The organism is Chryseobacterium sp. KCF3-3, assembly GCF_045865955.1.
Classification (GTDB): domain Bacteria; phylum Bacteroidota; class Bacteroidia; order Flavobacteriales; family Weeksellaceae; genus Chryseobacterium.
Window position 1 is genome coordinate 5,324,686 of the sequence record NZ_AP035792.1, and the last position, 24,953, is coordinate 5,349,638.

Below are 24,953 nucleotides of genomic sequence, written 5' to 3' on the forward strand. Positions count from 1 at the left end.
TCTATTAAGAAAAATCATAACTAGTAATATTAAAATTAAAAAAAAACTTTTCTTAGTCATTTGTCTTATCTTTTACTTTATCCACTTTATTTTTAGTAACTTCATTAGTAGAATTTTCAACAGTTTTATTGGTAAAGTTTTTAACCCCATTACTTACCTGCTTTGAAACCGCCTTTACATCAAGCTTTTTTGAAACATTACTTGATCTTCTAGAACTAAATCCAGTTATCTTTTTTACAAAATTCTTAGCTTTAGCATTACTGTTTAAATTAACTTTAGTAGCCAATTTATCTATCTTTTCTAATTTTGCCGTTTTAGCTAATCCCCAAATTTTTTTAGTAACACCTCCAGCAGCCGCATCTATAAGAGTATTTTTTGCAACATTCCGAAAATTAGTCTCCATTTTAGCTCCTTTCGTTGTATTTACTTCCACCGTATTTTTTGCTATCATTACGGTTGTCTTTACAGCTGCTTTTCTAAGTGCACTACTGCCTTGTGTTAATCCCCCTTCTAAAGCAGATAAAGCAATTGATGAAAGAGAGATGTTGTCTGTCCACTTATTTTTAACTTCAGGATCAAGATAGTTTGCTGCGACCTGTAATCCATATTCTGTAGCAGCTCCAACGATACAAGTTGGACATCTTTCATCTGGGTCATCAAATTTTATGGGGTTGTTATATCCATAAGAGTATGGGCTTAGGTTATCAGGATTGAAAATTCCACCGCCATTACCCAAAGTAGTTTCAATTGCACTTGCTACTTCGTCATCATCGTCATCATCGTCATCATCAATATTATTAGGGTCAAAAGTAAAATCTAAATCCTTTATCAGTGGACCTGACTGTATCCATCGACCCAAGTCAGGCATATATTGACGCCAGCCATAATCATACATTCCTGTCTCCTGAAGTTCTTTGCCGTTGTATTTGTATTTATACAAAGAATTTCCTGCCAATACATTATACCCTTCATGCTTCAATCCAAAAGGATAATAATTACTTTCTTCAATGATCTCTAATCCTGCTCCATTTTTGGCATAGCTTAATCTGGTATTTCCCAGATGGTCAGTATAATTATATACATACTTTCCGGTCTCCATATTAAAATATCCTTCCGCCGTTGGGAAGAATTTCAATATAGAATTGGTATACTGGAAGCCATCCAGATAATCGGTTGTTTCTGTTCCGAAAACCTTTCTTACTTTCACTCCGTCTGCTCTGTAAATATAATCAGTTATCTTGGAATTTTGGGTAATCTTTCCTGGTAAATTCAGATAATTATATTGAATGGAAATATGATTAATAGAACCTTGTTTATAAAACAACCCTTGCCATATTTGCAAGGGTTGTTATTTATTCTACCTTGGAAACAAAACCAAAGGGTAAGTTATTTAATAAGCTCAAAGTCTGGAGACTTTGCGCAGCTGGGAGTTATATGTGAATTTAGATAATTATATTGAATGGAGACATATAATTATTAGAACTTATTTAGACATAAAAAGCCATTGCAATTCTCACTGCAATGGCTTTTATTATTTACCATTGGACACGAGCGAGACGCTCGCGCCAGCAGGAGAGCGTGGGTTACGGCAAATCTTTCGTAACTTTAGAAAGACAAGAGTCGTCCATATAATTTGAAAATAATTGTTCGATATACCAAATAGTTTTTTCAGAACATATATTTTTATCTTCTCCAAATAAAATTATTTCTTGAATTGATTTAATGAATGATTCATCTGAATCCATTTTCAAAAACTTAATATCATTTCCATTTAGGATAAAATAACTATTATTAGAAACACTAGAATTTATATTAACATAACTATAAATTCCTTCTTCCAATTTTTCTTTCTCATTAATACCAAAATATACACTTAACTCACTAACTGCAATGTTTTCAATTTTTTCAGGTTGCAAATTTCCTTCTTTTAAATCCTCTTTCTGCGCAATTTCGGTAACAATCTTACTCTTAATTTCATTTAAATAAAATGTACTTGATATTCTTTTTTCTGGAAATTCACAATTTTTATTAATCAGATCTCTTGGATTTCTATTAAAGCTGTAATGTGCTCTAATCAATCTTTTTACATAATCAACAACAATTTCTCTACAATATCTTTGTTCAAATAAATAAATCATTTGTGCTCTCATTGATTCTAAAAAATTCTTGAAAGAATAAATATCTAAAAAAATAATTTTATTTCGCTCATAAATAAATTTGAATTGAGGACTATGATTTCCTAAATAAAGATCATATATACCATTTCGTAATTTTTTTTCATCAACTTTTCTTTGATAAGTTCCATAAATAGTAAAACCTTTTTTTTGAGAATACGCATTTTGTGATATATAACCTTTTTGAAAAAGTATTTCTCTAATATTGTTTTCTAATTGAGAAAACGTGGTAATATTTTGAGATTTACAACAAGTAGCTAAAAAGAGTAAGGCAATAATAAAGTACTTATTCATAATTATTTATTTTTAATTTTATTATCTCTCAATTCTTTAAGAATCTGTTCTCCTATAGCTGTTGGCATTGTTTCGCTGTTACTTTTAGGGTCAGCAATACCAGTTTCTTCTTGTTTTTTATGTAATTGGTGATTTTTTTCATTTGCATGACCAATCTCATGACCAAAAGTTGAAGTTGATATATCAAAAGCACTTAAATTTCCCTTCTTCACATTATCTGCCTCGTCAGAATTTAAAACTTTGTCTGGATTTTTAAAGGCATCTTCACTAGATCCCTCATATATTGTAATCTCAAAACCTACAAGTTTACCATCTTTCTCAATTGGATGCGTTTCTCCCATTGAAAAAGGGTGGTTTTCTTTACTATATTCTACAGTAGTGGGTAACTTTGAAGTTACTAATTGATCAAATTGTTTGGCACCTGTATTACCTGAATTTTTCAAACCATCTCCATATGCTTTGTCTTTATCAGTAGCAAACTTTGTATACGCTCCTTTTCCATCGTTAGCTTTAGGGTCATAAACTAACTGTCCATTTTTGTTTCGCCAATCATCTGCTTGTCTTCCATCCGGATCAGTAAATCGTATAGGATTATTGAATGTATAATTATACGGACTATGACGACGCATTTTCTCCGCCAGCGGAGAATTTTAATATAAAATATTTTATTTTATTATTTTCAAATTTTTATTGTACATATCATAAATTACTTTAGCATTGTCTTTTTTATAAACGGTAAAATAGGTAACGTCTTTATTCTTTACTATAGAATCTCCTATTTTAATTAATGAAATTATTTTTAAATCTTCCAAATAAATTTTATTACCATCTGATGATTTGACAATATTGAAATGAGTCATAAGATCATATGAGTTTGAAATAACTCGCCCATTACAATGCTGATTAAAGTATTTATATTTAGATAAGTCAGGATCAAATATTTTTTTTATAATTATCCCACAAAACATACTTCCAAAAAATAATAAAATAATTTTGTTAATATTTTTTTTTAAAAATCCCATACAGATGTTTTAGATCGTTTATAAAAGCCCCCTATTCCAATTCCTTTTAATCCTGCACTTATTTCAGTAACTCCTCTTTTCCCTGCTCCCACATTTAAAGGATTCATCATTTCCAGAGGTGTAGATTTGGGATCAAAAGTTCCTCCATAAGTAACCCCAATAGGGGATATAAAAGATTTTGCTTCACCAGAGTAGTCTTCTAATAAAAATGGTCCGGAATGACTTGAGGAGATTCGCCCTATTCCGATGCCACCCTCAAAGCCTAAACCAAAATTTATATTTCTATTAAAGGACAGTCCCCAATTATTTCCTGAATCTTTAACTAAACCAACATCAAATCCAAATCCACCTCCTAAAACTCCATTTACACTAAAGGATATGCTAGTACCTTTACTTTCTGTGCCTATGATAGTAGTTCCGTCTTTTGTTTCAAATGTTTCTTTACTACTTTTTTGAGAGCCATCAGCATTTGTTATTGTTCCATCGTCGTGGAAAGTATATTGAGAAATTATTTCTCCATTCTCCTTTGTTGTAATTGAGCTACCTTCTGAAAGATGCTGTGCATTTTCTCCATATTTAGCCGTAGCCTGTTCTTGACTTTTTATTTCCGAATCAAAAAATATTTGATTTCCACGTTGCAACCAATCTTTATTTTCTCTACCGTCCGGATCAATAAATCGTATAGGGTTATTAAACGCATAATTATATGGACTATGTCTTGTCATCTTTTCTGCCAACGGATCCACAACTCCCCATCTCCCAATATCCGCCATATACATCCTTGCTCCATAATCATACATCCCTGTCTCTTGCAGTTCTTTCCCGTTGTACTTGTACCTATACGCCGGATTTCCCGTCAATCCATTATACCCTTCATGCTTCAATCCAAATGGGTAATAATTACTCTCTTCAATGATCTCTAATCCTACCCCATTCTTAGCATAGCTTAATCTTGTATTTCCCAGGTGGTCAGTATAATTATACACATACTTTCCAGTTTCAACATTAAAATATCCTTCTGCCGTTGGGAAGAATTTCAATACAGCATTCGTATACTGGAAGCCGTCCAGGTAATCGGTTGTTTCTGTTCCGAAAACCTTTCTTACTTTCACTCCGTCTGCTCTGTAAATATAATCAGTTATCTTGGAATTTTGGGTAACCTTTCCTGGTAAATTCAGATAATTATATTGAATGGAGGAATATAATTACCAGAACCTGTTTATAAACTTATTTCACCACACGAAAGGATTCGTGCGGCAGCGGGGGGACTGTTTTTTTAAATTGTAGAAACAATGCTCACAAAGAAAAAATTTAAAGACTTCTTTAATAAAAATGTAGCGGCGCTATAAAACAACAAATCCCGCCATTCGGCGGGATTTGTTAGTTATAAACATCCTTTTTTCTTTAGAAGCCCTTTTATCTCAGAGTATTCTTTCGCCGAATGGTCCGCTTCATCTTCTATCCAATTCTTCATATAAATATCCTGAGGATTAACTGCTCCGCCTTTTTTATACAAAAGCTTGCTACAATCTGCTCCCTGTTGTAACAGATATAAAGTAACATCATAATTATTTGCTAAAGCTGCTGAACCTAAAGCTGAGCCAGCTTGACTTCCATCATTGTAATTAATTTTTGCTCCATTACTAATTAGTAGTTTTACAATTTCTAAATAACCCATTCCTGAAGCCGTAATCAATGGAGTTCTCTTCATTTTTTGCGGGTCTTTACCTTCGTTACATTCTACATAATTAACATTAGCTTTATAATTAATTAATTCTTTTACATATTTTGTTCTATCATCAAAGATTTCACAAGCTTCTATTAATGGAGTACTACAATGAAATGAATCCGCAATATTGGGATTGGCTCCTAATTTTAACAATTCTTTAAATCCCTTGTAATTATCATTAAAAATACTTAAATGCAATAGAGTATTTCCATACTTACTTTCTTGATAATTGACAATTTTAGGATTGTTTTGTATTTCTTTATCTATTTTATCAACATCATCATCTTGCACAGCTTTTGCCAGTTCCCAAGCGGAAGTATCCTGGAACAACCTGTAATCAGCTCCTAAAAGCTTATCCTTGTCAACCTTTTTATCTCTGTCTATTTTATCGCAGGAAATTGCTAAAAATAACAATGAAAATAATAGTACAATCTTTCTCATATTATCGGGCATATTTTTTAGGGTTAATTCCAAATTCTTTCAACATATTATCCATACTATGACCATTATAAATCGAACTTGAGCTGGTTGGCCAAACAGTATGCCTTTTCCCGTTTACATCAGGCATTAGCAAGCTTTTATCCTGAGCTATATTAAGAGGGTCTGTTTTCATTATATAAGCATTGATGAGTCCTTCCGTCCTAAATGTGGCTGTAAAACCACCAAACCAACCGCTCATATCAGAGTTGTTCTTTCCATTTAGAAACTTTGTTGCTGCTCCTACTCCCGCAGCATTAAAAGTGATGGCTTCTCTTCTGGTAAGGTTGGAATTAAGTGCTGCCAAACCACCGCCTAGAGAATGACCGGTATAGGTAAGCTCTGTATCACCTAGTTGTTTGGAAATTTCCGTAGCATTTCTTGCTGATATTTCATATTGACTTGATGCACCTACCGGCTGAGCTACATCCGCAACCCCATCTTTAGCCAAGTCTTCTGTTCCTGCTGTTGCATAGGCATATTCGGTAACCTTTCCATCAACAACCCTTTCATATACCTGTGATTTAAAGCCTGAACCTTGGTCATTTAAATTAACATTCGTTCCAAAATCTCTTTGAGAAACTCTCCATCCGCCAATCAGAATATTATCTTTTTTATCGCCATAAACATGGGCAGCCATTGCAGCAGCTTCTTTAGGAGTTGGTTTATAGGCTTCTCTTCCGTCCGGGTCTATAAAGCTTAATGGATTATTAAACGCATAATTATATGGACTATGTCTTGTCATCTTTTCTGCTAATGGATCTACAACACCCCATCTTCCAATATCAGGCATATAAAATCTAGCGCCATAATCATACATACCACTTTCCTGCAGCTCCTTTCCGTTGTATTTATATTTATATGCCGGATTTCCTGCCAATACATTATACCCCTCATGCTTCAATCCAAATGGATAATAATTGCTCTCTTCAATGATCTCTGTCCCTGCTCCATTCTTAGCATAACTTAATCTTGTATTTCCCAGATGGTCAGTATAGTTATACACATACTTTCCGGTCTCAACATTAAAATATCCTTCTGCTGTAGGGAAGAATTTCAATACAGAATTCGTATACTGGAAGCCATCCAGATAATCGGTTGTTTCTGTTCCAAAAACCTTTCTTACTTTCACTCCGTCTGCCCGGTAAATATAATTAGTTACTTTGGAGTTATATGTGAATTTAGATAATTATATTGAATGGAGACATATAATTATTAGAGCTTATTTAGACATAAAAAGCCATTGCAATTCTCACTGCAATGGCTTTTATTATTTACCATTGGACACGAGCGAGACGCTCGCGCCAGCAGGAGGAGTTATATTATTCTGCAATTATATATTTCCAATTTCTATCAGAAGGATTCCAATCGTCTGTTTTATAATAATCCATATCCCAATAATTACGATTATTTGCAAAATCTTCATAAGAAATTTCATGATTATCTAAATCACCAAAAAGAAAAGTATAATGATTAAATTTTTCATTTTCTATTTTGAATTTAATTTCAAAATAGAATGGGTCTGTCCATTGTTTATTTGAGTTTTTAATTCCCCAAATCATTATCCCCCAAACAGATAGTTTTCCATCAGACAATTTTAGTTTTGTTAATAAAGAATCATCTATCCATCTATTAGAATTCCAATCAGTATCTTTTAATAATCTTTTTTCAAGAATTGAAGCCAATAAAACTGAAATATATCCTGTGTACTCGTTATAGTAATCGTGATTTTCAGAAACCACTTCTTTATTCAAATTATTTTGAATTTCATCTAACAACAAATCTTGTAATTCTGCTAATGATTTCATTCCTTATTTCCCTAAATGTTTCTCTATCGATTTTATTAAATCTTGTTCTGCTCCTTGTCTTTGACCATGAGGTCTATCTCTACCAAGTTGGGAGGTTACCTCTATTCTCTTTTGAACACCTTGCTTTAGTTCTTTGAGTAATATCTTTAAATCTTCTTTCGAATAATTTACAAGATCCTTAACTTTTGGTAAATCACCATGTACTTTTCCTGTCGCATCCAAAGCAGGGGTTTTGTTTTATTTTTGGACACGAGCGAGACGCTCGCGCCAGCAGGAGTTCTAAATCTGTTCTAACAGATGATTAAAAAGGTATTTTATACTGTTCTTATTTTTGATTCGACTACTCTCAAACTCATCTACAATCTCAACATTTTTAATTAAGCTGTAACTCAAATCGTCTCCTAAAATATTTTCTAATACTATATCTGCAACTGTATACTTATCATCTTCTTTGAGAGTATTTATATTGTTTGCCTTAATGATAATTCCAAATGTACCATCCTTAAATTTTAACAAAACATACTCCCAACTCTCAACATTGATTTCTTTATCAAAACCAATGTGGCTTTTAAGAGATAGGTCATAATTCCATTTTTTGGGAGGCTTATAATAACTATATTCCCAATCTTTAAGATTTGGTGCAACTTTTATAATTTCTTTAGCTACAGGGACTAATTCGTTATCTCCACCAGCCGAAATTATTAACATATTCGGCTTTTCTACACCTTCTCTGATTTCCCAATTTAAATCAGCCAGAGATAGTATTTTATCATTAAGCTTATTGATTAAAGTATCAGTAATTCTATCTGAAGATAGTTCTGATTGAAGAGATTCAAACCAATTCCAAAAATCTGATATCTTATTGATGCTTAGGTTTTCCATATGTATTTTCTAAATCTTTCATTCGGTCAGGTCTAACTTCATTCCTTTTATTGTCTAATTTTTCAACACCCCCTGCTTTATCTATTGCCTTTTGTTCTTTATAGGCACCTTCTCCGGGATTTTTAGGGTCATATTTGTCTATTACTTCCGTTTCTCCGCCCCTGTCTCTACCATCATTAGCTCCTCTTCCTCTTTCCGCCGGGCTAGCCCTCTTGGTTCTACCTATATATGGTTTACCACTTTCTGTTTGTTCTCCTGGAACTCTATAAATCTTTCCTGTTTCAGTAGCAGTTTCAGCTGTACTCTCAGGTTTTAGGTTTTCTACGGTTTTATCCATAGACCTTGGAGCTGTCGATTCGCTACTGCCATCAAATACGGAGTCAAACCAATTTCCGATTTTTTCCCAAAAACCTGGGGCAGAAGGCGGTGTAGCCCTGGAAGCTGTTATAGTAATAGGCTCAATTGGGATTTCTCTTATACCAGCCTCTGCAAAAGGAATTGCAGGTTCAATAGCAGAGTTAGACATCATAAGGAATTCAAAAGGAACTAATTCAAGTCCTTCAAATTCCCTTCCCATTCCTAATTTATTTTCTTGGAAAGCATAAGTAGAGTTGTACGGAAACTTTTCACTTAAAGGGTCGATTGATAAAAATCTTCCAATACTTGGGTCGTAATTTCTCCACTTAAACGAGTAAAAACCTGTCTCTTGCAACTCTTGCCCTTGATACTTATATTTATATGCCGGATTTCCTGCCAATACATTATACCCCTCATGCTTCAATCCAAACGGGTAATAATTACTCTCTTCAATGATCTCTGTTCCTGCTCCATTTTTAGCATAGCTTAATCTTGTATTTCCCAGATGGTCAGTATAGTTATACACATATTTTCCAGTTTCAACATTAAAATATCCTTCTGCCGTTGGGAAGAATTTCAAAACAGAATTAGTATACTGGAAGCCGTCCAGATAATCGGTTGTTTCTGTTCCGAAAACCTTTTTTACTTTCACTCCGTCTGCTCTGTAAATATAATCAGTTATCTTGGAATTTTGGGTAATCTTTCCTGGTAAATTCAGATAATTATATTGAATGGAGGAAATTCCTTTATCCAACTGGGTGGTCATGCTTCCATTGACATCATAAGTAATGGTACTTCCGGTGCTTCCTGACGCTAACGGATATCCACTGATGGCATTTCCCGTGCCGATTTCTCTAAGATAAGATAACTTATTGCTTTGTTCTCCATTTTCATAATGGTATTCCAGATTGTCCATTACTTCAGGGGCGGTATATCCCGGAAGCTGTTTTCCTCTTCTTAAAAGGCTTTTAATATTTCCGTTCAGATCATAGGTAAGCTGTTCGTGGTACTCTCCTCTCTCTAAATTCATGGCATCCCAGAAACGTCCTTCTTTAAGCCGGTTAAGAGCATCATATTCATAGGAGTAATTTCTGAGTACAGCGTCATTTTGGGTAATCCAGGACATCTGTGAGATATTTCCATTATATCTTGCAGAACCTGAAAACTGATTGTTAGGATTGCTGTAACGCAATTCGTAGGCAAAAAGTTTATTCTGCAAATTGGCAGGATCATTCACTTTTGTCATCCAGCCTCTGATATTGTAGGCATATTTGACACTCTGTAGTGGGCTGCCTGTCGTATTTCCTACATTTTTAGTCCGCAATTGCCCAAGATTATTATACAGATTTTCTGCCAACAATTCCTGAGCACCTCCGTTCACCTGATTCCAATGTCTTACGAGTCTTTCCTGATGATCATATTCAAACGTTTCCTTGATATTGATCTTCGTGTCATTGGCTGATCTTTTATGCTCAATAAGGCTATACTCCGGTACTCCTGAAAATTTCAGGAAGCTTTCGGTCTTCGTGTATCCTCCAAGATGGTTCAAAGAATGCCTTGCGATAGACCTCCCTTTCTTGTCATAATAGGTGTAAACTTTTGTCCAGCCGTCATTTTCAATATTTTTAGTATAAGAAGCCGTTGGAAGGCTTTTAGTGCTGACTTCTGAATTCTGTGTTGTCTGAGGTAATACATCCTGCCCTAGAACCGCACTTACTGCTGGCGCTCCCTGAGGATACGTATCATAATAATTGACAGTCAGGAGTTTATCAACTGTTGTAGGATAAGACAGGTTTCCATATTCAATACTGGTGCCATTCAGGGTAAAGCTTCCTCCACGGGCTTCATAAGTGTCAGCAGATTGGTTATCAATGGTATTCTGTATGGTATTTCTTGGATTGGTATCTCTGGTAATCCCGGTATACACTACTCTTCCGAAACGGTCATATTTGGTAAACATCCATGACTGATCAGCCGAAAAATTCGCAATCCCATTTTTGAGGGCTGTATCTCTGGATAGAATAATCTGATCTTTTTTATTGTAAACCATTTGCTCCCAACCTTTCCCAGGAAGTTTCTTTTCTACCAGCCTGTTTTTACCATCATATTTATACTGATAGCAAAGATGTTCCAGTGCGGAAGCTGAAACAGTTGCCCCGACAGAAGCTAAAGGCGGAATAACAAATGCCAGCTGGTCATATTCATTATAAACGTAATAAGTATCTGCATTTTCTGAAGCACTGATCACTTTTCTTACCAGTAAAGTCTGGCCTCTGCCGTTTTTAAATTCTATAGTTTTATTATTGTCCTCATCTGTTACTGTATTTTTATACAGCTGGGCATTTCCATAGGTCCCGGACAATACAAGATCTGAAGAAGTTGCTCCGGCAACCCATGAGGTAACAGTGGTAAATTTTTTAACCTCACCTGTCGTGTTGGTTTCATATCCAAAAACAACAGGTTTGTTCTGCCAGTCAGTTCCTGGATTTTTCTGATTTAAAACTCTGTCTAGTGGAGAATTTTCAAGGGTTTTGTGGCTAAAAGGAAAAGAATCATTGATGCCATTGGATTGATAGTAGCTATTGGCACTAGCTTCTACTCCGGTCTGGATATTTCCGCTCAATGAGTTCATGGGAACAGGAAGCCAGCTATCAACCTGTCTTCCAAAATTATCATAAGGAATATGGGTTACCAGATCTTTTCCTGTGGGAGTAGATTTAATACTTACTGATTGTTTTGGTCTTCCTAATCCATCAAAAAACTGAATGCTTTGTATCTGCTGAAGGGATCCGTCTGAAACTGCAGTAGGCACCAGATATTGTCTGGTATAGACATAATTTTCCGTCGTTGGAAGACTGGACGAATAATTGACTGTGATGGGAGTATAAGTTTCTCCATTGCCAGATGATGATCCTCCAATATAAGCCCGAAAAGTTCCATTGGCAGAACTGAACTGGAACCCAGGAAGCATACGTATACTATGTGGGTCTGCCACTTCAGTATTAGGAACAGGAGGTGAGTTTAAAACAATCTGCCCAAAATGATGAAGACTCCATAGCAACCCAATGCTTATATATATTTTTTTATACATTGATTTTATTATTAGCGGGTTGTATTGGATTTCATTATAAGAAACTGCTCTTTCAACTGCTTAATTTCTGAAACTACGTTTTTCAGCTCTGAGTTTTCTCCTTCTAATTTCTGTATTTTTTCCTGCTGGTCTTTCAATTGTCTCTCCTGCTTAATGGCATAGAGGGTAAGTTCTTCAATTTTCTGTAATAATTTAATCTGAAATTCACCCACGTTTACGCCTTCTTTTTCCATCATCTTTGCGGAAGCAATTTCTGGAAGGTGCTTTTTCTCTTTAATATGTTTTGCTACTTCTTCCAGATTGGGAAGGTTATAATTTTCCTCAAATACGAAGTCAGCAGTTGGAGTCAGCGTTACTTTGAATTCTTTGGCTTCCAGCTTGCCTTGCAGCAAGGCATTTCCATTAGGCTTAATAGCCATCTGTACTTTTTTGTTTGTAATAAAGTTAATCGCTCCAAAATTTGGGGATGAAATCTCATTTTCAATATTAAAGTCACCGTAAGTTCCATATCTGAAGTTATTGCCTGAGTATGTAGAATTTACTTCCAGATTAGCCGTAGTACTATTATACACTAAACGAACTATAGCACTGCCCCCGGTTGGTCCGAAAGATGAAAACTTTCCTAAAACTAAATTTTGGTCATTAATATTATCCTGAGCTATATGCAATTTAGCATCTGGACTTGCAACTCCTATTCCTACATTTCCGTTACTGTCATTAATAACAAGTTTGGGGTTGGTATAATCTCCTTTGGAAACAATCCACTGGCTGCCATGCAAATCACCAAAAAACCAACCATTAGTACCGTTAAGATATTGGGTTTGAATCCCACGGATAAATCCTCCATCATTGGTACTTCTTTTTAAATATAAGATAGGAGAAGGATTTTGAATGGTTACTGCTGAAAATGCTCCTTGTTGAGCAAATGATAATTGGGCTGCTAAAATTCCTGCTATGAATAGTATTTTTTTCATCATTTAAGTTTTTTTATTGTTTATAGTTGTATTTAAATTCTTTTAATAAGTTACCTGTCTGACTATTTTCTCTGATTTCTTTAAGCCTGTTGGCGGAATCATATATATATACTTCTCTAATCCCTGATGGCGGAGTAATACTTCTTACCCCAATTAATGGATCATAAGTATATGTGGTGATCTGAAAGTTTGGCAAGCTATTTCTGAAGGTATTGAATACTGATAAAAGGGATGTTTCATCATTATTAGCTGCTGCTGAGGCATCTGTATTGGAAGGTGTAACAATGGAATTTATTAATGACTGTGAAATATCTGTTAATTTCGCTCCTTCTATCTTAGCAATAGGCTGGGTCTGGTTGTAACCCCACACAATTACGGTTGAAAGACCATTTTTTGTGGTGTACTGCTGAATATTACCCTTAGAGTCATATTTATCATAAGTAACTTCGGTAGAAACAACATTTTGTAAATCCGTAGAAAGTACAGTAAAAGGTAATATTAATCCTGAGGTTTTCAAATTTGCTTCTGACTGGCTAAGTGGGTATAATGTTTCTGTTTTTGACAATGTCTTGTTTGTTACCCCTTCAATTTTGTTTGTTATTGTTTCTAAAGGAATTCCAACCATGTTTTTTGAAATCATTAATTGGTTGCCTTTCTCATGAGCATAGTTATAAATGGTTTCATTTATTATATTATCAGATTCTGAAGTTTTCTGGGATGAAATATTTAAATGATTCGGAGCCTCAAATAAATTTGCTTTCGTTGTTATAAGAGAATCATTACCAACATAAATGGTGGTGATTTCTTTTTTCACATTTGAGGGATTAAAGTATTTTTTATAAGCCTGTACCCAAAATCCACTCATATGCTGTATCGTAACATAATTAGCATTATCTTTTAAAGTATTAGAATTAAAATCTATATTATCTGTATAGAGATATTCTATTTTTTTTAGGGGAGTCAAACCTCCTTCTTTAAAAAACAAATCTTTTTTCGGTTTTCCCCGTAAAATACTTCTGTCCGTTCCATATAAGTTTTTAAAGTTTTTATATAGGTTTTCAGGAACTACAGAACCCATATTTCCTCCGGAAGCCTGAAACCAATTCTTCAAGTTTGATGCATCAGGATTAATTATGTCTGGATAATCATTATAATTGGTATAATTATGCTCTATATACCCCTTATTTGTATCGATTTCAAACACTTTGGAATAGCCAACATTATAACTATCCAAGCTATTTTGCTGAACATTAGAACCGGACCCCAGCATTTTTTTTTGAGTTTGTCCTCCTCCTGAAGTTTCAAAATAATACATGTAACGTGGCCAATTCATTAAAATCCCTGAAGATAAAGCACCATTCAGAGATGTAGTATATTGATAGTTTTTTTGATTCGTCATTCCTCCGTTTTCAGAGAAATCATATTGATTTTTTATTCTTGCTCCCCCTGCCATACCATTATTATTAGTTAGTACGGGAAGAAAGGAACTAGAAGAATTTCTTTCAAGTCTTTGCTTATAATAATGTGGTTCATAATCAAAAATAGAATACCCCTTGGTAGGATAAATTATTTTTTTTAATAATGTTTTTTTACATAGCCCAGCATTAGGGTCTCTGGTTGTATTATTTAATGTATAATTACCCGTAGTTTGGTCATATGTATCAAAGGCAATTAAGTTTGTATTTCCTACTTTTCCATTCCAAAAACCCCAATGATCTATTCCTCTGGTATAATAAGTTGGTAAATCTTCTGTGTCGTAATATTCCAGAGAATATTCTTTATTTGAAAAAAATTCTTTTAAATTCGTTAGAAAAGGTCTTTTGTTTGTCCCTCCAAAATTCGAATAGATAAATAATGTATTCTGTATTAAATTATTTTTTGAATAAACCTGAATATTGTCTAATAAATACTCATTAGGAGCCATACTACCTAAAGTATTCCAGTAAGATATTTGGTATCCTATATCTTTATAATTAAACGAAATTTTATAGTTATTATCAAATACTATTGACTCTAAAAGAGATTTTTTCAGTAAAATAAAGCCCGGAGTGAGACCTGTACCTGTTGAGGATGAGGAGAGTTCTGTAAAACAACTTGGGAAAACCGAACATGTTATCCATTCAACAGAAGAACTTCCCTGTTGTAAAAAACTTTCATAACTTAGAAATTTATGATCGCTGAGGGATGGATTACTATTAATACAAAAATCATCATCCAATGTATCATTCATATAATTAAAACTTACATTTTTCCCATCTGAAAATTCAATCATAGAAAGAGCAAAAGAGCTGATATATGGTGTACTAGTAAGAAATTCAGAATACATATTAGCATTATTGCTTGGATAAGAAATCTCATAAGTGGGGAAACTCCCACCAAAATAATATTTGTTTCCTTTACTGTCAATAAGTTTAATTGTTGTGGAAGGAGGGCGACAAGAATTATTAAGATTATATACTACCATTTGTGAAAGGTCTACCTTTAACCCTGGATCATTAGATTCTACTATAACGTTTCCGTCATTCCCTATCATAAACTTTCCATGGAGATTTTGTACAGTAAAATTGAATAGATCAGGTTCTCCTTCATAAGCTAAACTATTATTAGGCCCTAATTTCCAACCCATAGTTGAACAACCTGTTGGATTTCCTGCTCCACTATTTAAATCATAAACCTGTGTATTCGTGTAAGGGGATTTTCTTACCCCAGCAAGAAATCCTGCCAAATTAGCTCCAAATGGATTAGATTGGTTAGTTTGACAAGGATTCCCAATATACTCATCTGGTACTCCATGCATGGTTCTTGTAATTCTACCTCCTGCGATTAAAGACCAATTCATTCCGGCCAAATCTGATTTTTTATGAGGTATAAATCCTGATGAATCATAGCTTAAAAAGATATTGATATCATTATCGGGATTAACAGATAAAGAATATATAGGTATTTTTAGATCGAGCATTCCGGTGTATAGATTTACAGGTACATTTCCATATTTTTCAAATGCATAGGTTTGTGGAGATTTAATCTGCACTCTATCTATTAATGTTTGCGACTTTACTAAACAAATTATTGCTGTTGTTAATAGTAAATATATTTTTCTCATTTTATTTCTGTTTATTTTTTAATAAGTTTAGCATTCGCCATTTTATTAGTATCAGTTTTTATCGTCACCAGATAAGCTCCCTGTACCAAAGCCTGGGTATTAATCTTAGTCACTCTGTTCTTTGTTTTTAAGCTCTGAAGCTGTCTTCCGCTCATATCATACAAAAGAATATCAGCTTCTTTGAAGTCGTTGAATCCTATTTCTACATAAGCATAATCTGAGACAGGATTTGGATAGATTTTGATATCGTATTTTTCAATCAACTGATCAACCTGTTTGTCGCCAAGTTTCACAATCTTCCAGTTTTCTTTGCCTAATTCTTCTGCACTGGTTCCGGCCAGAATAATAGAACCATCTCTGTTCAGCTTTAAATCGGAAAGTCTTTCTTCTCTTTGTCTGGATTCTCCTTTCACATGTTTTCTCCACTGTTCATTTCCATTTTGATCCAGATACAGCATCCAGAAGGTTTCATCATCAGCTTGGACTCTTCCTTCAGCCTGAGTGTAACCTCCTAACAGAATGCCTTTAGACTTCTCACTTCCATCTTCCAGCCTCCCGCTTACCACATTCATTCCCATCAGAATATCACGATTCTTAAAGCTATAGGACTTCTGCCACAGATCTTCTCCTCTTTCATTGAGAGCAATCAGCCAAAGGTCTGTTCCTTCTTCAATGCCTACGGTTTTGTTTCCTGATCTCTCTGACCTGGATTCTCCACCAATGATAAAGCCAGTTGACGTTAAAGCAAGGGTTCTCAAATGATCATCTCCTTTTCCACCAAAGTTCTTCTCCCATTCTACTTTTCCGTTCTTGTCGAGTTTTACAATCCAATAATCTCCTTCACCGAAATTATCTGTTGATTTTGCGATTCGGGATACGGGGTTCGGGTTTTGAACGTTTGATGCAGAACCTGCGCCTCGCATCCCGGAATCTTGTTCAGAACCAGAAACCCGAACCTCGGAACTTCTCGAATAAATCCCAAGTAGTGCACCTCCATCTCTCGTTGGAATCATCTTTTCCACTTCGTCTAAGCCTTTTCCTCCTAAGATTAATTGAGAAAGTTCTTTTCCGTTTTTATCGAGTCTGGTAATCCAAACATCTTTAGATCCATAACCTTTTGCTGAATTCTGTACGTTTCCGGCTACAAAAAATCCTAGATCAGTAGTTTGAATAACAGCTCTGGCTTCTTCATCAGAAGAACTTCCTAATGTTTTCTGCCATAATTCATCACCAAATTCATTGATTCTGATCAGCCAAATATCTGAACCTCCTTTGGAATCCTCTTTTTTGTCTAATCCTTTTCCTGAATAAGAGGTTCCCGCTAGTAAAAAACCTCCATCCTGTGTAGTAACAGTAGCCGACAGATAATCATGGTTCTGTCCTGAGAAATATTTCTCAAAGATCTCATTCCCTTGCTGGTCAAGTTTAATAAAATGAAAATCGTAACCGTTATTTTGCTTACTGCCTGCAGCCTGTTGCTTATTGCTTTGAATAGAACTTCCTGTGATCAAATACTGCTGATCAATAGTTGTGGTGATCTGGCTTAGAAAATCCTGGGTAGAGGATTGGATGTCTTTCTGCCATACCACTTCCTGGGCAGAGATACCCAGGACCGTGCATAAAGTGAATGCACCGAGAGATATTTTTTTCATCTTTGTATTGTTTTTGAGTAGTAATTAATTATAAAAACTATACGAATTTAATTCTTTTTAAAACACGAAAACTGCTTTAATTCAATATACTATAAATCATACTATTAATAATTAAATTCCCTTTATAACACATTGCAATTCATCTTATTCTGATGAAAATTATCTCTGTATGAAGACAAAACCTGTCGTATTAAAATCAAATTGAATTCATTGATTTCACACACAAAAAAACCACTCTTCCGAGTGGCTATATATTTTTAAAGTTTGATCTTATTGATAGATGACAACATCATTTTTCTTGATCTGGTAGCTTTTTTTGTAAGGAGTCAGAACATAGCTGTCTTTAATATGAGATCCGCTTTTCCAGACTTTCTCTTTTCCTTCTTTATCCAGAATGATACTTTTGGCATTTCCGTCCGGAATGAAAATTTCAGCCTTTTTCAGATTTTTAGTAAAGATAACTGCCGTCATTGAAGTATAGCTTTTATCTGAGTTTACTTCTTTGAGCTTTATTTTCTGATTGAAAGTTTGTATACAATTATTTCTTAATTGTGAATAAGTATATCCTGCGGAACCAATACAACCGTGAACATCTCTGTCGCCTCCGAGAACAGGAGTACTTTTTTGTGCAAAAACGAATGAACCAAGGAACATGGCACTGAGTAAAATTATTTTTTTCATATGTAAAATTTTTGTTTTCTGATGGATTAAAAAATATCCCAAAAATGTGATATTAATTAATTTCTCTAAGGTACAAAAAAAACCACTCTCACGAGTGGTTTCTTTTTTTAAATCGGATTTTACTGATAGATCACGATATTATCTTTTTTAAGCTGATATCCATTCTTTTTGTAAGGAACCAACACATAACCATCCTTTTTCCATGCTTTGGCTCTTCGTCCCGCTCTGGTAAGGATAATACTTCCTGTATCAGCATCTTTAATGAAAACCTCAGCTTTTTTCATGTCTTTACTGAAAATAACTGCAGCTATTGAAGTATAGCTGTCTTTCGGAGCTACTTCTGTTAACTTAATTTTCTGTTCGAAAGTTCTTACACAGTCTTTCTTAATTTGAGAATAAGTATATCCTGCTGAACCAATACATCCGTGTGCATCTCTGTCTCCACCTTTTATTGCTTCTTTTTGTGCAAATACTAAAGAACCCAGGAACATTGTGCTTAATAAAATTGTTTTTTTCATGTCGATTCGTATATAATAATTACCCGAGTTATTATTAAAAACCGTGCCAAAAAAACATCATAACACACTCCGGTGAGTTACTTTTGCAGATATTACTTAGTCCAGTTAATCTTTGAATGCTGAACATTATCAGAGCTGGTTCCGATCATAATATCAAATTCACCTGATTCCCAGTCATATTTCAAATCTCCGTTATAGAATTTCAGATTTTCAGGAGTGATATTGAAAGTTATTTTTTTAGATTCTCCTTTTTTCAAAAATACTTTCTGGAAGCCTTTCAATTCTTTTACTGGTCTTGTGATACTTCCCACCATGTCTCTGATATACAACTGAACAACCTCAGCGCCGTCATAGTTTCCTGCATTGGTTACTGTAACACTTGCCTGAACTGTTTGATTACCTTTCGCTGTAGTATTGGAAACTGTCATATCCGAATAATTGAATTTCGTGTAGCTTAATCCGTATCCGAAAGCATATAAAGGTGTATTACACTCGTCCATATAGTTTGAACGGAATCTTTCATAAGTACATTTGTCTACTTTTTCCTGGCTTAGCGGGCGGCCTGTATTTTTAGCATTATAATAGATGGGTACTTGTCCAAGGCTTCTTGGGAAAGTCATCGGAAGTTTTCCGGACGGGTTTACTTTTCCGAACAGAACATCGGCAATGGCATTACCAGCTTCAGATCCTGCAAACCAGGCGTTCAAGATAGAATCCGGAGTATCTTTTACATTGGTTAAAGCTAACGGACGCCCTGTGAAAAGAACCATAGCGATTGGCTTTCCGGTTTTCTTTAATTCGTTCAGTAAGTCAACCTGAGACTGAGGAATAGTAATTTCTGTTCTCGAAGAAGATTCTCCACTCATTTCAGCAGATTCTCCGATAGCCAGAACAATCACATCTGCTTTGCTGGCAACATCTACCGCTTCTTTTAACAATTCTTCTTTGGAACGGTTGTCTCTGTCTGTTTTTTTACCGTGAGCTGCATAAATTTCTTCTAATTTAGCATCATAGTCTATATTGGCTCCTTTTGCTGATAAAAACTTAACTTCTTTTCCGTAGTTTGACTGTAACCCTTGCATCAAAGAAACTGAAGCTGCGTGTTTTGTAGCAACACTCCATGTTCCGGCCATATTCATTGAGTTATTCACCAATGGTCCAATGACAGCCACTGTTCCTGATTTTTTTAAAGGCAATACCTGATTGTCATTTTTCAATAACACCATGGATTGAGCAGCCGTATTCCTTGCTATATTACGGTTTTCCATATTATAGACTTCTTTTGCTGCCAATTTTGCATCTCCGTGCTTGTACGGATTATCAAATAAACCAAGATCATATTTTGCTTCAAGAATTCTTCTTGCTGCCATATCAATTTCAGCCTGTGTCACTTTTCCTTCTGCCAGAGATTTTTTTAAAGTTGTTAAAAAACCTTCTCCCACCATATCCATATCAACTCCAGCTTTTAAAGCCAAAGCAGAAACCTGCTGAAGATCTCCCATACCATGATCTACCATTTCATTGATCCCGGTATAGTCTGTTACTACAAATCCTTTAAACTTCCATTGGTTTCTTAAAACTTCAGTCTGAAGCCATCTGTTTCCTGTTGCAGGCACACCATCCACTTCATTGAAAGAAGCCATTACCGAAGCTACACCAGCATCTACTGCGGCTTTGTAAGGAGGAAAGTATTCATTAAACATTCTTACATGGCTCATGTCAACGGTATTGTAATCTCTTCCGGATTCACCTGCTCCATATAATGCGAAATGCTTTACGCATGCTAAGATATTGGTTCCATTCGCAAGGTCTTTCCCCTGATAACCATACACCATATTTTTAGAAATTTCACTTCCCAAATAAGGATCTTCGCCAGAACCTTCTGATACTCTACCCCATCTTGGCTCACGGGAAATATCTACCATTGGAGAGAATGTCCAGTTGATCCCGTCAGAAGCAGCTTCTCTGGCAGCTACTTTTGCTGACTGCTGGATAAGGTTCATATCCCATGAAGCAGCCAACCCTAAAGGAATCGGGAAAGTAGTTTCATACCCGTGGATCACATCCATCCCAAAAATCATTGGAATTTTCAGACGGCTTTTTTCTACAGCTACTTTCTGAACAGCTTTGATCTTATCTGCTCCTTTTATATTGAATAATCCTCCTACTAACCCCTGTTCTACTTTCTTTCCGATATCAGAACTCTGTGCCTGTCCGGTAGTAAAATCTCCGGAAGTCGGAAGGTTCATCTGCCCAATCTTTTCATCCAATGTCATTTTAGACAAAAGATTATCTACAAAAGCTTTCTTTTTAGCCTGATACTGAGCCGTCTGATAAGACTGAACAGGCTTCGTTATCATTTCCTGAGCGGAAAATACAGGAGCTAATGCTAACGTGGCGATTACAATTAACTTTTTCATAAATCTATCTTCTTAAATTATTGTTTATATTTTTTTACTTTAATTCGATGAGTTTATCTTTCAATCATTGTGTATTTTGGGGTTATTTTTCTTTCTTTTTAGACAGCATCCATTCATACAAAGCAGGGTTTGAATAGGTAGAATCCCATGAATTATGATTATCATTCGGGAAGATAACCAATTCTGCCGTTGGATTTACAGGGTGCAGCTTTTGATAAAAATTAAAAGCATTGGCTGGCAATACAATATCGTCCATCCCACCATGAAATATTTTCATATTCAGATCTTTAAACTGATCAATATTGGCGGTCATTACCTGATCTGTCGGTGCACACACTGAAGCCACTGCAGCAAACATTTCCGGATGTTCCATGGCTAGTTTCAAGGTTCCCCAGCCTCCCATGGAAAGTCCTGTAAGATAAATGCGGGAAGCATCAATTTTATATTTCTTCTGAATTTCTTTGATCAGATTATAGACGGTAACAGTATCCCACCATGTTCCTTCCGGGCATTGTGGTGCAAGAATCGCTACAGGTTCTTTGATCAGATTTTTATAGGTAAACGGACTGTGAGCTTTTACTAAATCAAGATTAGTCCCACGCTCTCCGGAGCCATGTAAAAAAATAATCAAAGGAACATTCCCTTTCGTATTCTTAGGATAATCCAGAATATAGGATATTTTTTCCTGTCTTTTAATTTCTTTATTGAGTTCCGCTTTTATCTCCTGCGCATTCATTGGTAATGAAAGTGGCAGTAGTAAAAGAGGGATATGTTTCAGTTTTAGTTTCATATTGTTATTGAGGTTTTGGCTAAAATATTTTTTATTTAAACGGACTCCCTTCGACTATGCTCAGGATAATAATCCGTTTCTATTGAATTATTTTATTCCATATTTGGCTGACTGGAAACTTAGTTTTTTTAATCCCTGCTGAATTTCAGGAGCATTCATAAACAGCTTCCAAAGAAATCCTGATCTGTAGTTTTCAATCATGGGTGCTATAGTTCCCTGATCTATGGCCAGATATCTTGGGGTAAACCAATTGTTATAATTAATAGAAGTGGCATCGTAAGGCCCCGCAGATCCTATAAATTCAGGTTTTTGAGTATACATGAATCTCAGAAAAGCCATTGATTCTTTAGGGGTGTATGGGAAGCTACTCAATGCAGCTGTAGGAGTGATGACTCCATTATCGTTGCCTGGCATATGAGCGGTATAGCCTGTGCTTCCATCCTCATTTCTGGTATAACCTGCTGTAAGTCCCCAATAGTTTGGCCCGTAACCTTTCCATTGTTTTGGATTTTCAACACAGTATTTGTAATCGATGAGGGTTTGATTTTTATTAATGTCAAAATAATTTTTGACAAGTTTATCGGATAATCCTGTCGGATCAAGCCCGATATATGAATATTGTGCCCAGAATAGCGGTCCGCCATATTCTTCGGCATAGTTGTGTTTTACATACAGAGGTAATCCGTATTTTGTTTTGTCTGTAAGGTAAGTTCCATTTCTGGTCCAGCCTTTATAATAGGTTTCGGCATCAATGGAATAAGTAGGTGAAGATGCGGCTAAAATATAAGTGATCAGACATTCGTTATATCCTTCCAGAGGAAAATTCATTTCCCATTGATAATCTGGTGACCAGTGCCAGTAAAGTACTTTCTGACCTCCTTTTGTATACCAGTTCCATTGGATTCCTTTCCATAGCTCATCACATTTTGCTGCAAGGGCTTTTTCTTCTGCATTTCCGTTTTTAAAATACTCCCGGATCATCAATATTCCTGAAGTAAGGAATGCTGTTTCTACAAGATCTCCGCCATTATCTTTTTTTCCAAAAGGAACCGTTTTTCCGGTTTCCCCGTTGATCCAATGTGACCATGCTCCTTTGTGACGGTCTGCTTTTGCCAGAAAATCCATGATATGAGTAAGTCTTTTCACTGCTTCTTTCCTTGGAACAAATCCTCTTTCTACGCCTACCAGAATAGTTGCCAACCCAAATCCTGAGCCTCCTGTAGTGATCACGTGTTTATCGTTATCCGGATAGATATTATCTTCATGGTAACGTTCTCTTCCCAGCATGGAGTTGGGTTCTGCGTAATCCCAGAAGTACTTTAAAGCATCTTTCTGTACTCTGTCCATCAGTTGTTCATCTGTGATATTATTTTTTACCGCTTCAGTTTTTCCAGCTTCCAATTTGGCAACGGGAGCATTTTTACAGGAATACACAAAGAATAAAGAGGTGATAGCCATTGATAATACGTTCCTTTTCATGAGATCTCTTTTTATAGGGTTTATTACTAAAAGAAGAGGAGAACTTTCATTCTCCTCTAATGTTTATGGTTTATTTTAATAGCCTGGGTTTTGAACAAAGGCACCATTACTTTGGTTCATTGCATCCAAAGGAATCGGGAATAATTCATTCTTCCCGGCTTTGAATCCGTAAGGAGCCAGTACGGTAGCAGCCTCCCCAGTTCTTACAAGATCTACGAAACGATCTCCTTCCAAAGCAAGCTCTACTCTTCTTTCATGCCAGATTGCTGCTCTCAATCCAGTCTGCGTTGTAGCTGTAGTTCCTGCCAATTGAGCCCTGGTTCTTACTTTATTAAGGTTTGTAGTCGCTGTAGCTGTATTGCCTAGTTCGTTAGCTGCTTCTGCATTGATTAAAAGAATTTCAGCAAATCTTAAAATTCTGATATTCTGTTTTGATCCGTAAGCACAAGCGCTATTGTTTAAAGCTTTTGGAAGATATACTTTTTGGTTATATGTTGTAACAGAATTTGGATCTCCCATTGCAATCAGATCCCCTTCCGGAGTAGTCTCGCCATTTCTAAGAATAGTAAGCTCTTTTCTGATGTCTCCTGGTTCAAATGCATTTTCCAATGCCTGAGAAGGTGTGAAGAATCCCCATCCGAATTGGTTTCTTACCCCCTGAACTTCTGCATACTGACTCCCTGCATTCGGATTAAGCTGAGGCGCACAATCACAATTCACTTCAAATACGGATTCTTTTCCAAATTCTCCAGCGATTCTGAATACACGATTGAAGTCTGACTCTAAATCATACCCCATTCCTATTAGTTGGTTTGAAGTATCATAAGCCTTTTGCCAGTCTTTCTTGTAAAGATAAACTTTAGACAATAATCCTAACGCAGCACCTTTAGTAACTCTTCCCAAATCTGTAGCAGGATAAGTTTGAGGTAAAATTTCTGCGGCACTGGTAAGATCAGATATAATAAAATTGTAAACCTCGTTTACAGAATTCCTTGGGATATTGTAATTGGTCTGTACTCCATCAAATATTGGGACACCTCCATAAATTCTTACTAAATTAAAATAAAAATAGGCTCTCAACATTTTTGCTTCTGCAACAAGTCTGTTTTTCAGCGTGGAGTCCATATTGATCTTTGGAACGTTAGTAATAACCTGATTCGCTCTGTTTATAGCCTGCCACTGGCCAATCCAATAACTTCTTACTCCATCATCACTTATCGTAAATGTAAAGTTATCATACACATTGATAAAAGATGCATCTCCCGGGTTGGATCCTTTTACAACATCATCTGCCGGAACACCATAAATAAACTGGTAAGGAAATGCTGAATTTTCCCAGCTTCTTAAAAAGTTATAAACAGCATTAGTTGCCTGCATGGCATCATCCTGAGTCTGGAAAAATGATGTAGCTTCTACTTCTCCTTCCTCTTTAATATCTAGATAATTATTGCAACTGGTAAAAAGAGAAACCATTGCAATTGATAAAAATATTTTTTTCATTA

The 24,953-nt window shown here is 35.5% G+C and carries 19 protein-coding genes and 1 pseudogene; all 20 read right to left on the reverse strand.

All coding sequences use genetic code 11. The features are described 5' to 3' along the window. Positions 1 to 52: 52 nt before the first annotated feature. On the reverse strand, positions 53 to 1,324 hold the full coding sequence (locus ACKTTZ_RS23740) for an RHS repeat domain-containing protein (protein ID WP_407846773.1): 1,272 nt from the start codon (positions 1,322 to 1,324) through the stop codon (positions 53 to 55). Between the two features lie 259 nt (positions 1,325 to 1,583). Continuing rightward, positions 1,584 to 2,468, reverse strand: a complete 885-nt coding sequence (locus tag ACKTTZ_RS23745; RefSeq protein WP_407846774.1) for a hypothetical protein — start codon at positions 2,466 to 2,468, stop codon at positions 1,584 to 1,586. 2 nt (positions 2,469 to 2,470) lie between these two features. Then, a complete protein-coding gene (locus ACKTTZ_RS23750; protein ID WP_407846775.1) occupies positions 2,471 to 3,097 on the reverse strand; it encodes a hypothetical protein in 627 nt (208 codons plus the stop codon). A gap of 36 nt (positions 3,098 to 3,133) precedes the next feature. Then, positions 3,134 to 3,490: a hypothetical protein gene (locus ACKTTZ_RS23755; RefSeq protein WP_407846776.1), complete on the reverse strand. Its 357-nt coding sequence runs from the start codon at positions 3,488 to 3,490 to the stop codon at positions 3,134 to 3,136. Then, a complete protein-coding gene (locus tag ACKTTZ_RS23760) occupies positions 3,478 to 4,602 on the reverse strand; it encodes an RHS repeat domain-containing protein (RefSeq protein ID WP_407846777.1) in 1,125 nt (374 codons plus the stop codon). The genes ACKTTZ_RS23755 and ACKTTZ_RS23760 overlap by 13 nt, the downstream gene beginning before the upstream one ends. A gap of 272 nt (positions 4,603 to 4,874) precedes the next feature. After that, positions 4,875 to 5,660 carry an ankyrin repeat domain-containing protein gene (locus ACKTTZ_RS23765; protein WP_407846778.1) on the reverse strand — a complete coding sequence of 262 codons (786 nt, stop codon included), beginning with the start codon at positions 5,658 to 5,660 and terminating at the stop codon, positions 4,875 to 4,877. A gap of 712 nt (positions 5,661 to 6,372) precedes the next feature. Continuing rightward, a pseudogene (locus tag ACKTTZ_RS23770) lies at positions 6,373 to 6,855 on the reverse strand (RHS repeat-associated core domain-containing protein); the annotation flags it as partial. A 163-nt stretch (positions 6,856 to 7,018) separates the two neighbouring features. Beyond that, complete coding sequence (locus ACKTTZ_RS23775) at positions 7,019 to 7,504, reverse strand: hypothetical protein (protein WP_407846779.1); 486 nt, start codon at positions 7,502 to 7,504, stop codon at positions 7,019 to 7,021. Positions 7,505 to 7,507: 3 nt separating this feature from the next. Beyond that, positions 7,508 to 7,726 (reverse strand): hypothetical protein, encoded by a 219-nt coding sequence (locus ACKTTZ_RS23780; protein WP_407846780.1) that lies wholly within the window; start codon positions 7,724 to 7,726, stop codon positions 7,508 to 7,510. Positions 7,727 to 7,783: 57 nt separating this feature from the next. Further along, complete coding sequence (locus tag ACKTTZ_RS23785; RefSeq protein WP_407846781.1) at positions 7,784 to 8,386, reverse strand: hypothetical protein; 603 nt, start codon at positions 8,384 to 8,386, stop codon at positions 7,784 to 7,786. Further along, positions 8,364 to 11,834, reverse strand: a complete 3,471-nt coding sequence (locus ACKTTZ_RS23790) for a DUF6443 domain-containing protein (protein WP_407846782.1) — start codon at positions 11,832 to 11,834, stop codon at positions 8,364 to 8,366. Before ACKTTZ_RS23790 ends, ACKTTZ_RS23785 begins: the two co-directional genes overlap by 23 nt. Before the next feature lie 11 nt (positions 11,835 to 11,845). Further along, positions 11,846 to 12,811 carry a hypothetical protein gene (locus ACKTTZ_RS23795; RefSeq protein ID WP_407846783.1) on the reverse strand — a complete coding sequence of 322 codons (966 nt, stop codon included), beginning with the start codon at positions 12,809 to 12,811 and terminating at the stop codon, positions 11,846 to 11,848. A gap of 10 nt (positions 12,812 to 12,821) precedes the next feature. After that, a complete protein-coding gene (locus ACKTTZ_RS23800; protein WP_407846784.1) occupies positions 12,822 to 15,911 on the reverse strand; it encodes a hypothetical protein in 3,090 nt (1,029 codons plus the stop codon). 11 nt (positions 15,912 to 15,922) lie between these two features. Continuing rightward, on the reverse strand, positions 15,923 to 17,563 hold the full coding sequence (locus tag ACKTTZ_RS23805) for a T9SS type A sorting domain-containing protein (RefSeq protein WP_407846785.1): 1,641 nt from the start codon (positions 17,561 to 17,563) through the stop codon (positions 15,923 to 15,925). A gap of 270 nt (positions 17,564 to 17,833) precedes the next feature. After that, positions 17,834 to 18,244, reverse strand: a complete 411-nt coding sequence (locus ACKTTZ_RS23810; RefSeq protein ID WP_253318193.1) for a hypothetical protein — start codon at positions 18,242 to 18,244, stop codon at positions 17,834 to 17,836. Between the two features lie 119 nt (positions 18,245 to 18,363). Continuing rightward, a complete protein-coding gene (locus ACKTTZ_RS23815; protein WP_034699664.1) occupies positions 18,364 to 18,762 on the reverse strand; it encodes a hypothetical protein in 399 nt (132 codons plus the stop codon). A 92-nt stretch (positions 18,763 to 18,854) separates the two neighbouring features. Further along, positions 18,855 to 21,182 carry a beta-glucosidase BglX gene (gene bglX / locus ACKTTZ_RS23820; protein WP_407846786.1) on the reverse strand — a complete coding sequence of 776 codons (2,328 nt, stop codon included), beginning with the start codon at positions 21,180 to 21,182 and terminating at the stop codon, positions 18,855 to 18,857. An 82-nt stretch (positions 21,183 to 21,264) separates the two neighbouring features. Continuing rightward, on the reverse strand, positions 21,265 to 21,972 hold the full coding sequence (locus ACKTTZ_RS23825; protein ID WP_407846787.1) for a prolyl oligopeptidase family serine peptidase: 708 nt from the start codon (positions 21,970 to 21,972) through the stop codon (positions 21,265 to 21,267). 87 nt (positions 21,973 to 22,059) lie between these two features. Then, positions 22,060 to 23,451: a glucoamylase family protein gene (locus ACKTTZ_RS23830; protein ID WP_034699659.1), complete on the reverse strand. Its 1,392-nt coding sequence runs from the start codon at positions 23,449 to 23,451 to the stop codon at positions 22,060 to 22,062. A gap of 75 nt (positions 23,452 to 23,526) precedes the next feature. Beyond that, positions 23,527 to 24,951: a RagB/SusD family nutrient uptake outer membrane protein gene (locus ACKTTZ_RS23835; RefSeq protein ID WP_034699657.1), complete on the reverse strand. Its 1,425-nt coding sequence runs from the start codon at positions 24,949 to 24,951 to the stop codon at positions 23,527 to 23,529. Between the last annotated feature and the right edge of the window lie 2 nt (positions 24,952 to 24,953).

Coding starts and splice junctions, on each gene's coding strand:
- ACKTTZ_RS23785 (WP_407846781.1), bottom strand. CDS start 8,386: ATGGAAAACCTAAGCATCAATAAGATATCAGATTTTTGGAATTGGTTT.
- ACKTTZ_RS23750 (WP_407846775.1), bottom strand. CDS start 3,097: ATGCGTCGTCATAGTCCGTATAATTATACATTCAATAATCCTATACGA.
- ACKTTZ_RS23830 (WP_034699659.1), bottom strand. CDS start 23,451: ATGAAAAGGAACGTATTATCAATGGCTATCACCTCTTTATTCTTTGTG.
- ACKTTZ_RS23790 (WP_407846782.1), bottom strand. CDS start 11,834: ATGTATAAAAAAATATATATAAGCATTGGGTTGCTATGGAGTCTTCAT.
- ACKTTZ_RS23765 (WP_407846778.1), bottom strand. CDS start 5,660: ATGAGAAAGATTGTACTATTATTTTCATTGTTATTTTTAGCAATTTCC.
- ACKTTZ_RS23755 (WP_407846776.1), bottom strand. CDS start 3,490: ATGGGATTTTTAAAAAAAAATATTAACAAAATTATTTTATTATTTTTT.
- ACKTTZ_RS23810 (WP_253318193.1), bottom strand. CDS start 18,244: ATGAAAAAAATAATTTTACTCAGTGCCATGTTCCTTGGTTCATTCGTT.
- ACKTTZ_RS23815 (WP_034699664.1), bottom strand. CDS start 18,762: ATGAAAAAAACAATTTTATTAAGCACAATGTTCCTGGGTTCTTTAGTA.
- ACKTTZ_RS23835 (WP_034699657.1), bottom strand. CDS start 24,951: ATGAAAAAAATATTTTTATCAATTGCAATGGTTTCTCTTTTTACCAGT.
- ACKTTZ_RS23795 (WP_407846783.1), bottom strand. CDS start 12,811: ATGATGAAAAAAATACTATTCATAGCAGGAATTTTAGCAGCCCAATTA.
- ACKTTZ_RS23805 (WP_407846785.1), bottom strand. CDS start 17,563: ATGAAAAAAATATCTCTCGGTGCATTCACTTTATGCACGGTCCTGGGT.
- ACKTTZ_RS23825 (WP_407846787.1), bottom strand. CDS start 21,972: ATGAAACTAAAACTGAAACATATCCCTCTTTTACTACTGCCACTTTCA.
- ACKTTZ_RS23775 (WP_407846779.1), bottom strand. CDS start 7,504: ATGAAATCATTAGCAGAATTACAAGATTTGTTGTTAGATGAAATTCAA.
- bglX (WP_407846786.1), bottom strand. CDS start 21,182: ATGAAAAAGTTAATTGTAATCGCCACGTTAGCATTAGCTCCTGTATTT.
- ACKTTZ_RS23745 (WP_407846774.1), bottom strand. CDS start 2,468: ATGAATAAGTACTTTATTATTGCCTTACTCTTTTTAGCTACTTGTTGT.
- ACKTTZ_RS23800 (WP_407846784.1), bottom strand. CDS start 15,911: ATGAGAAAAATATATTTACTATTAACAACAGCAATAATTTGTTTAGTA.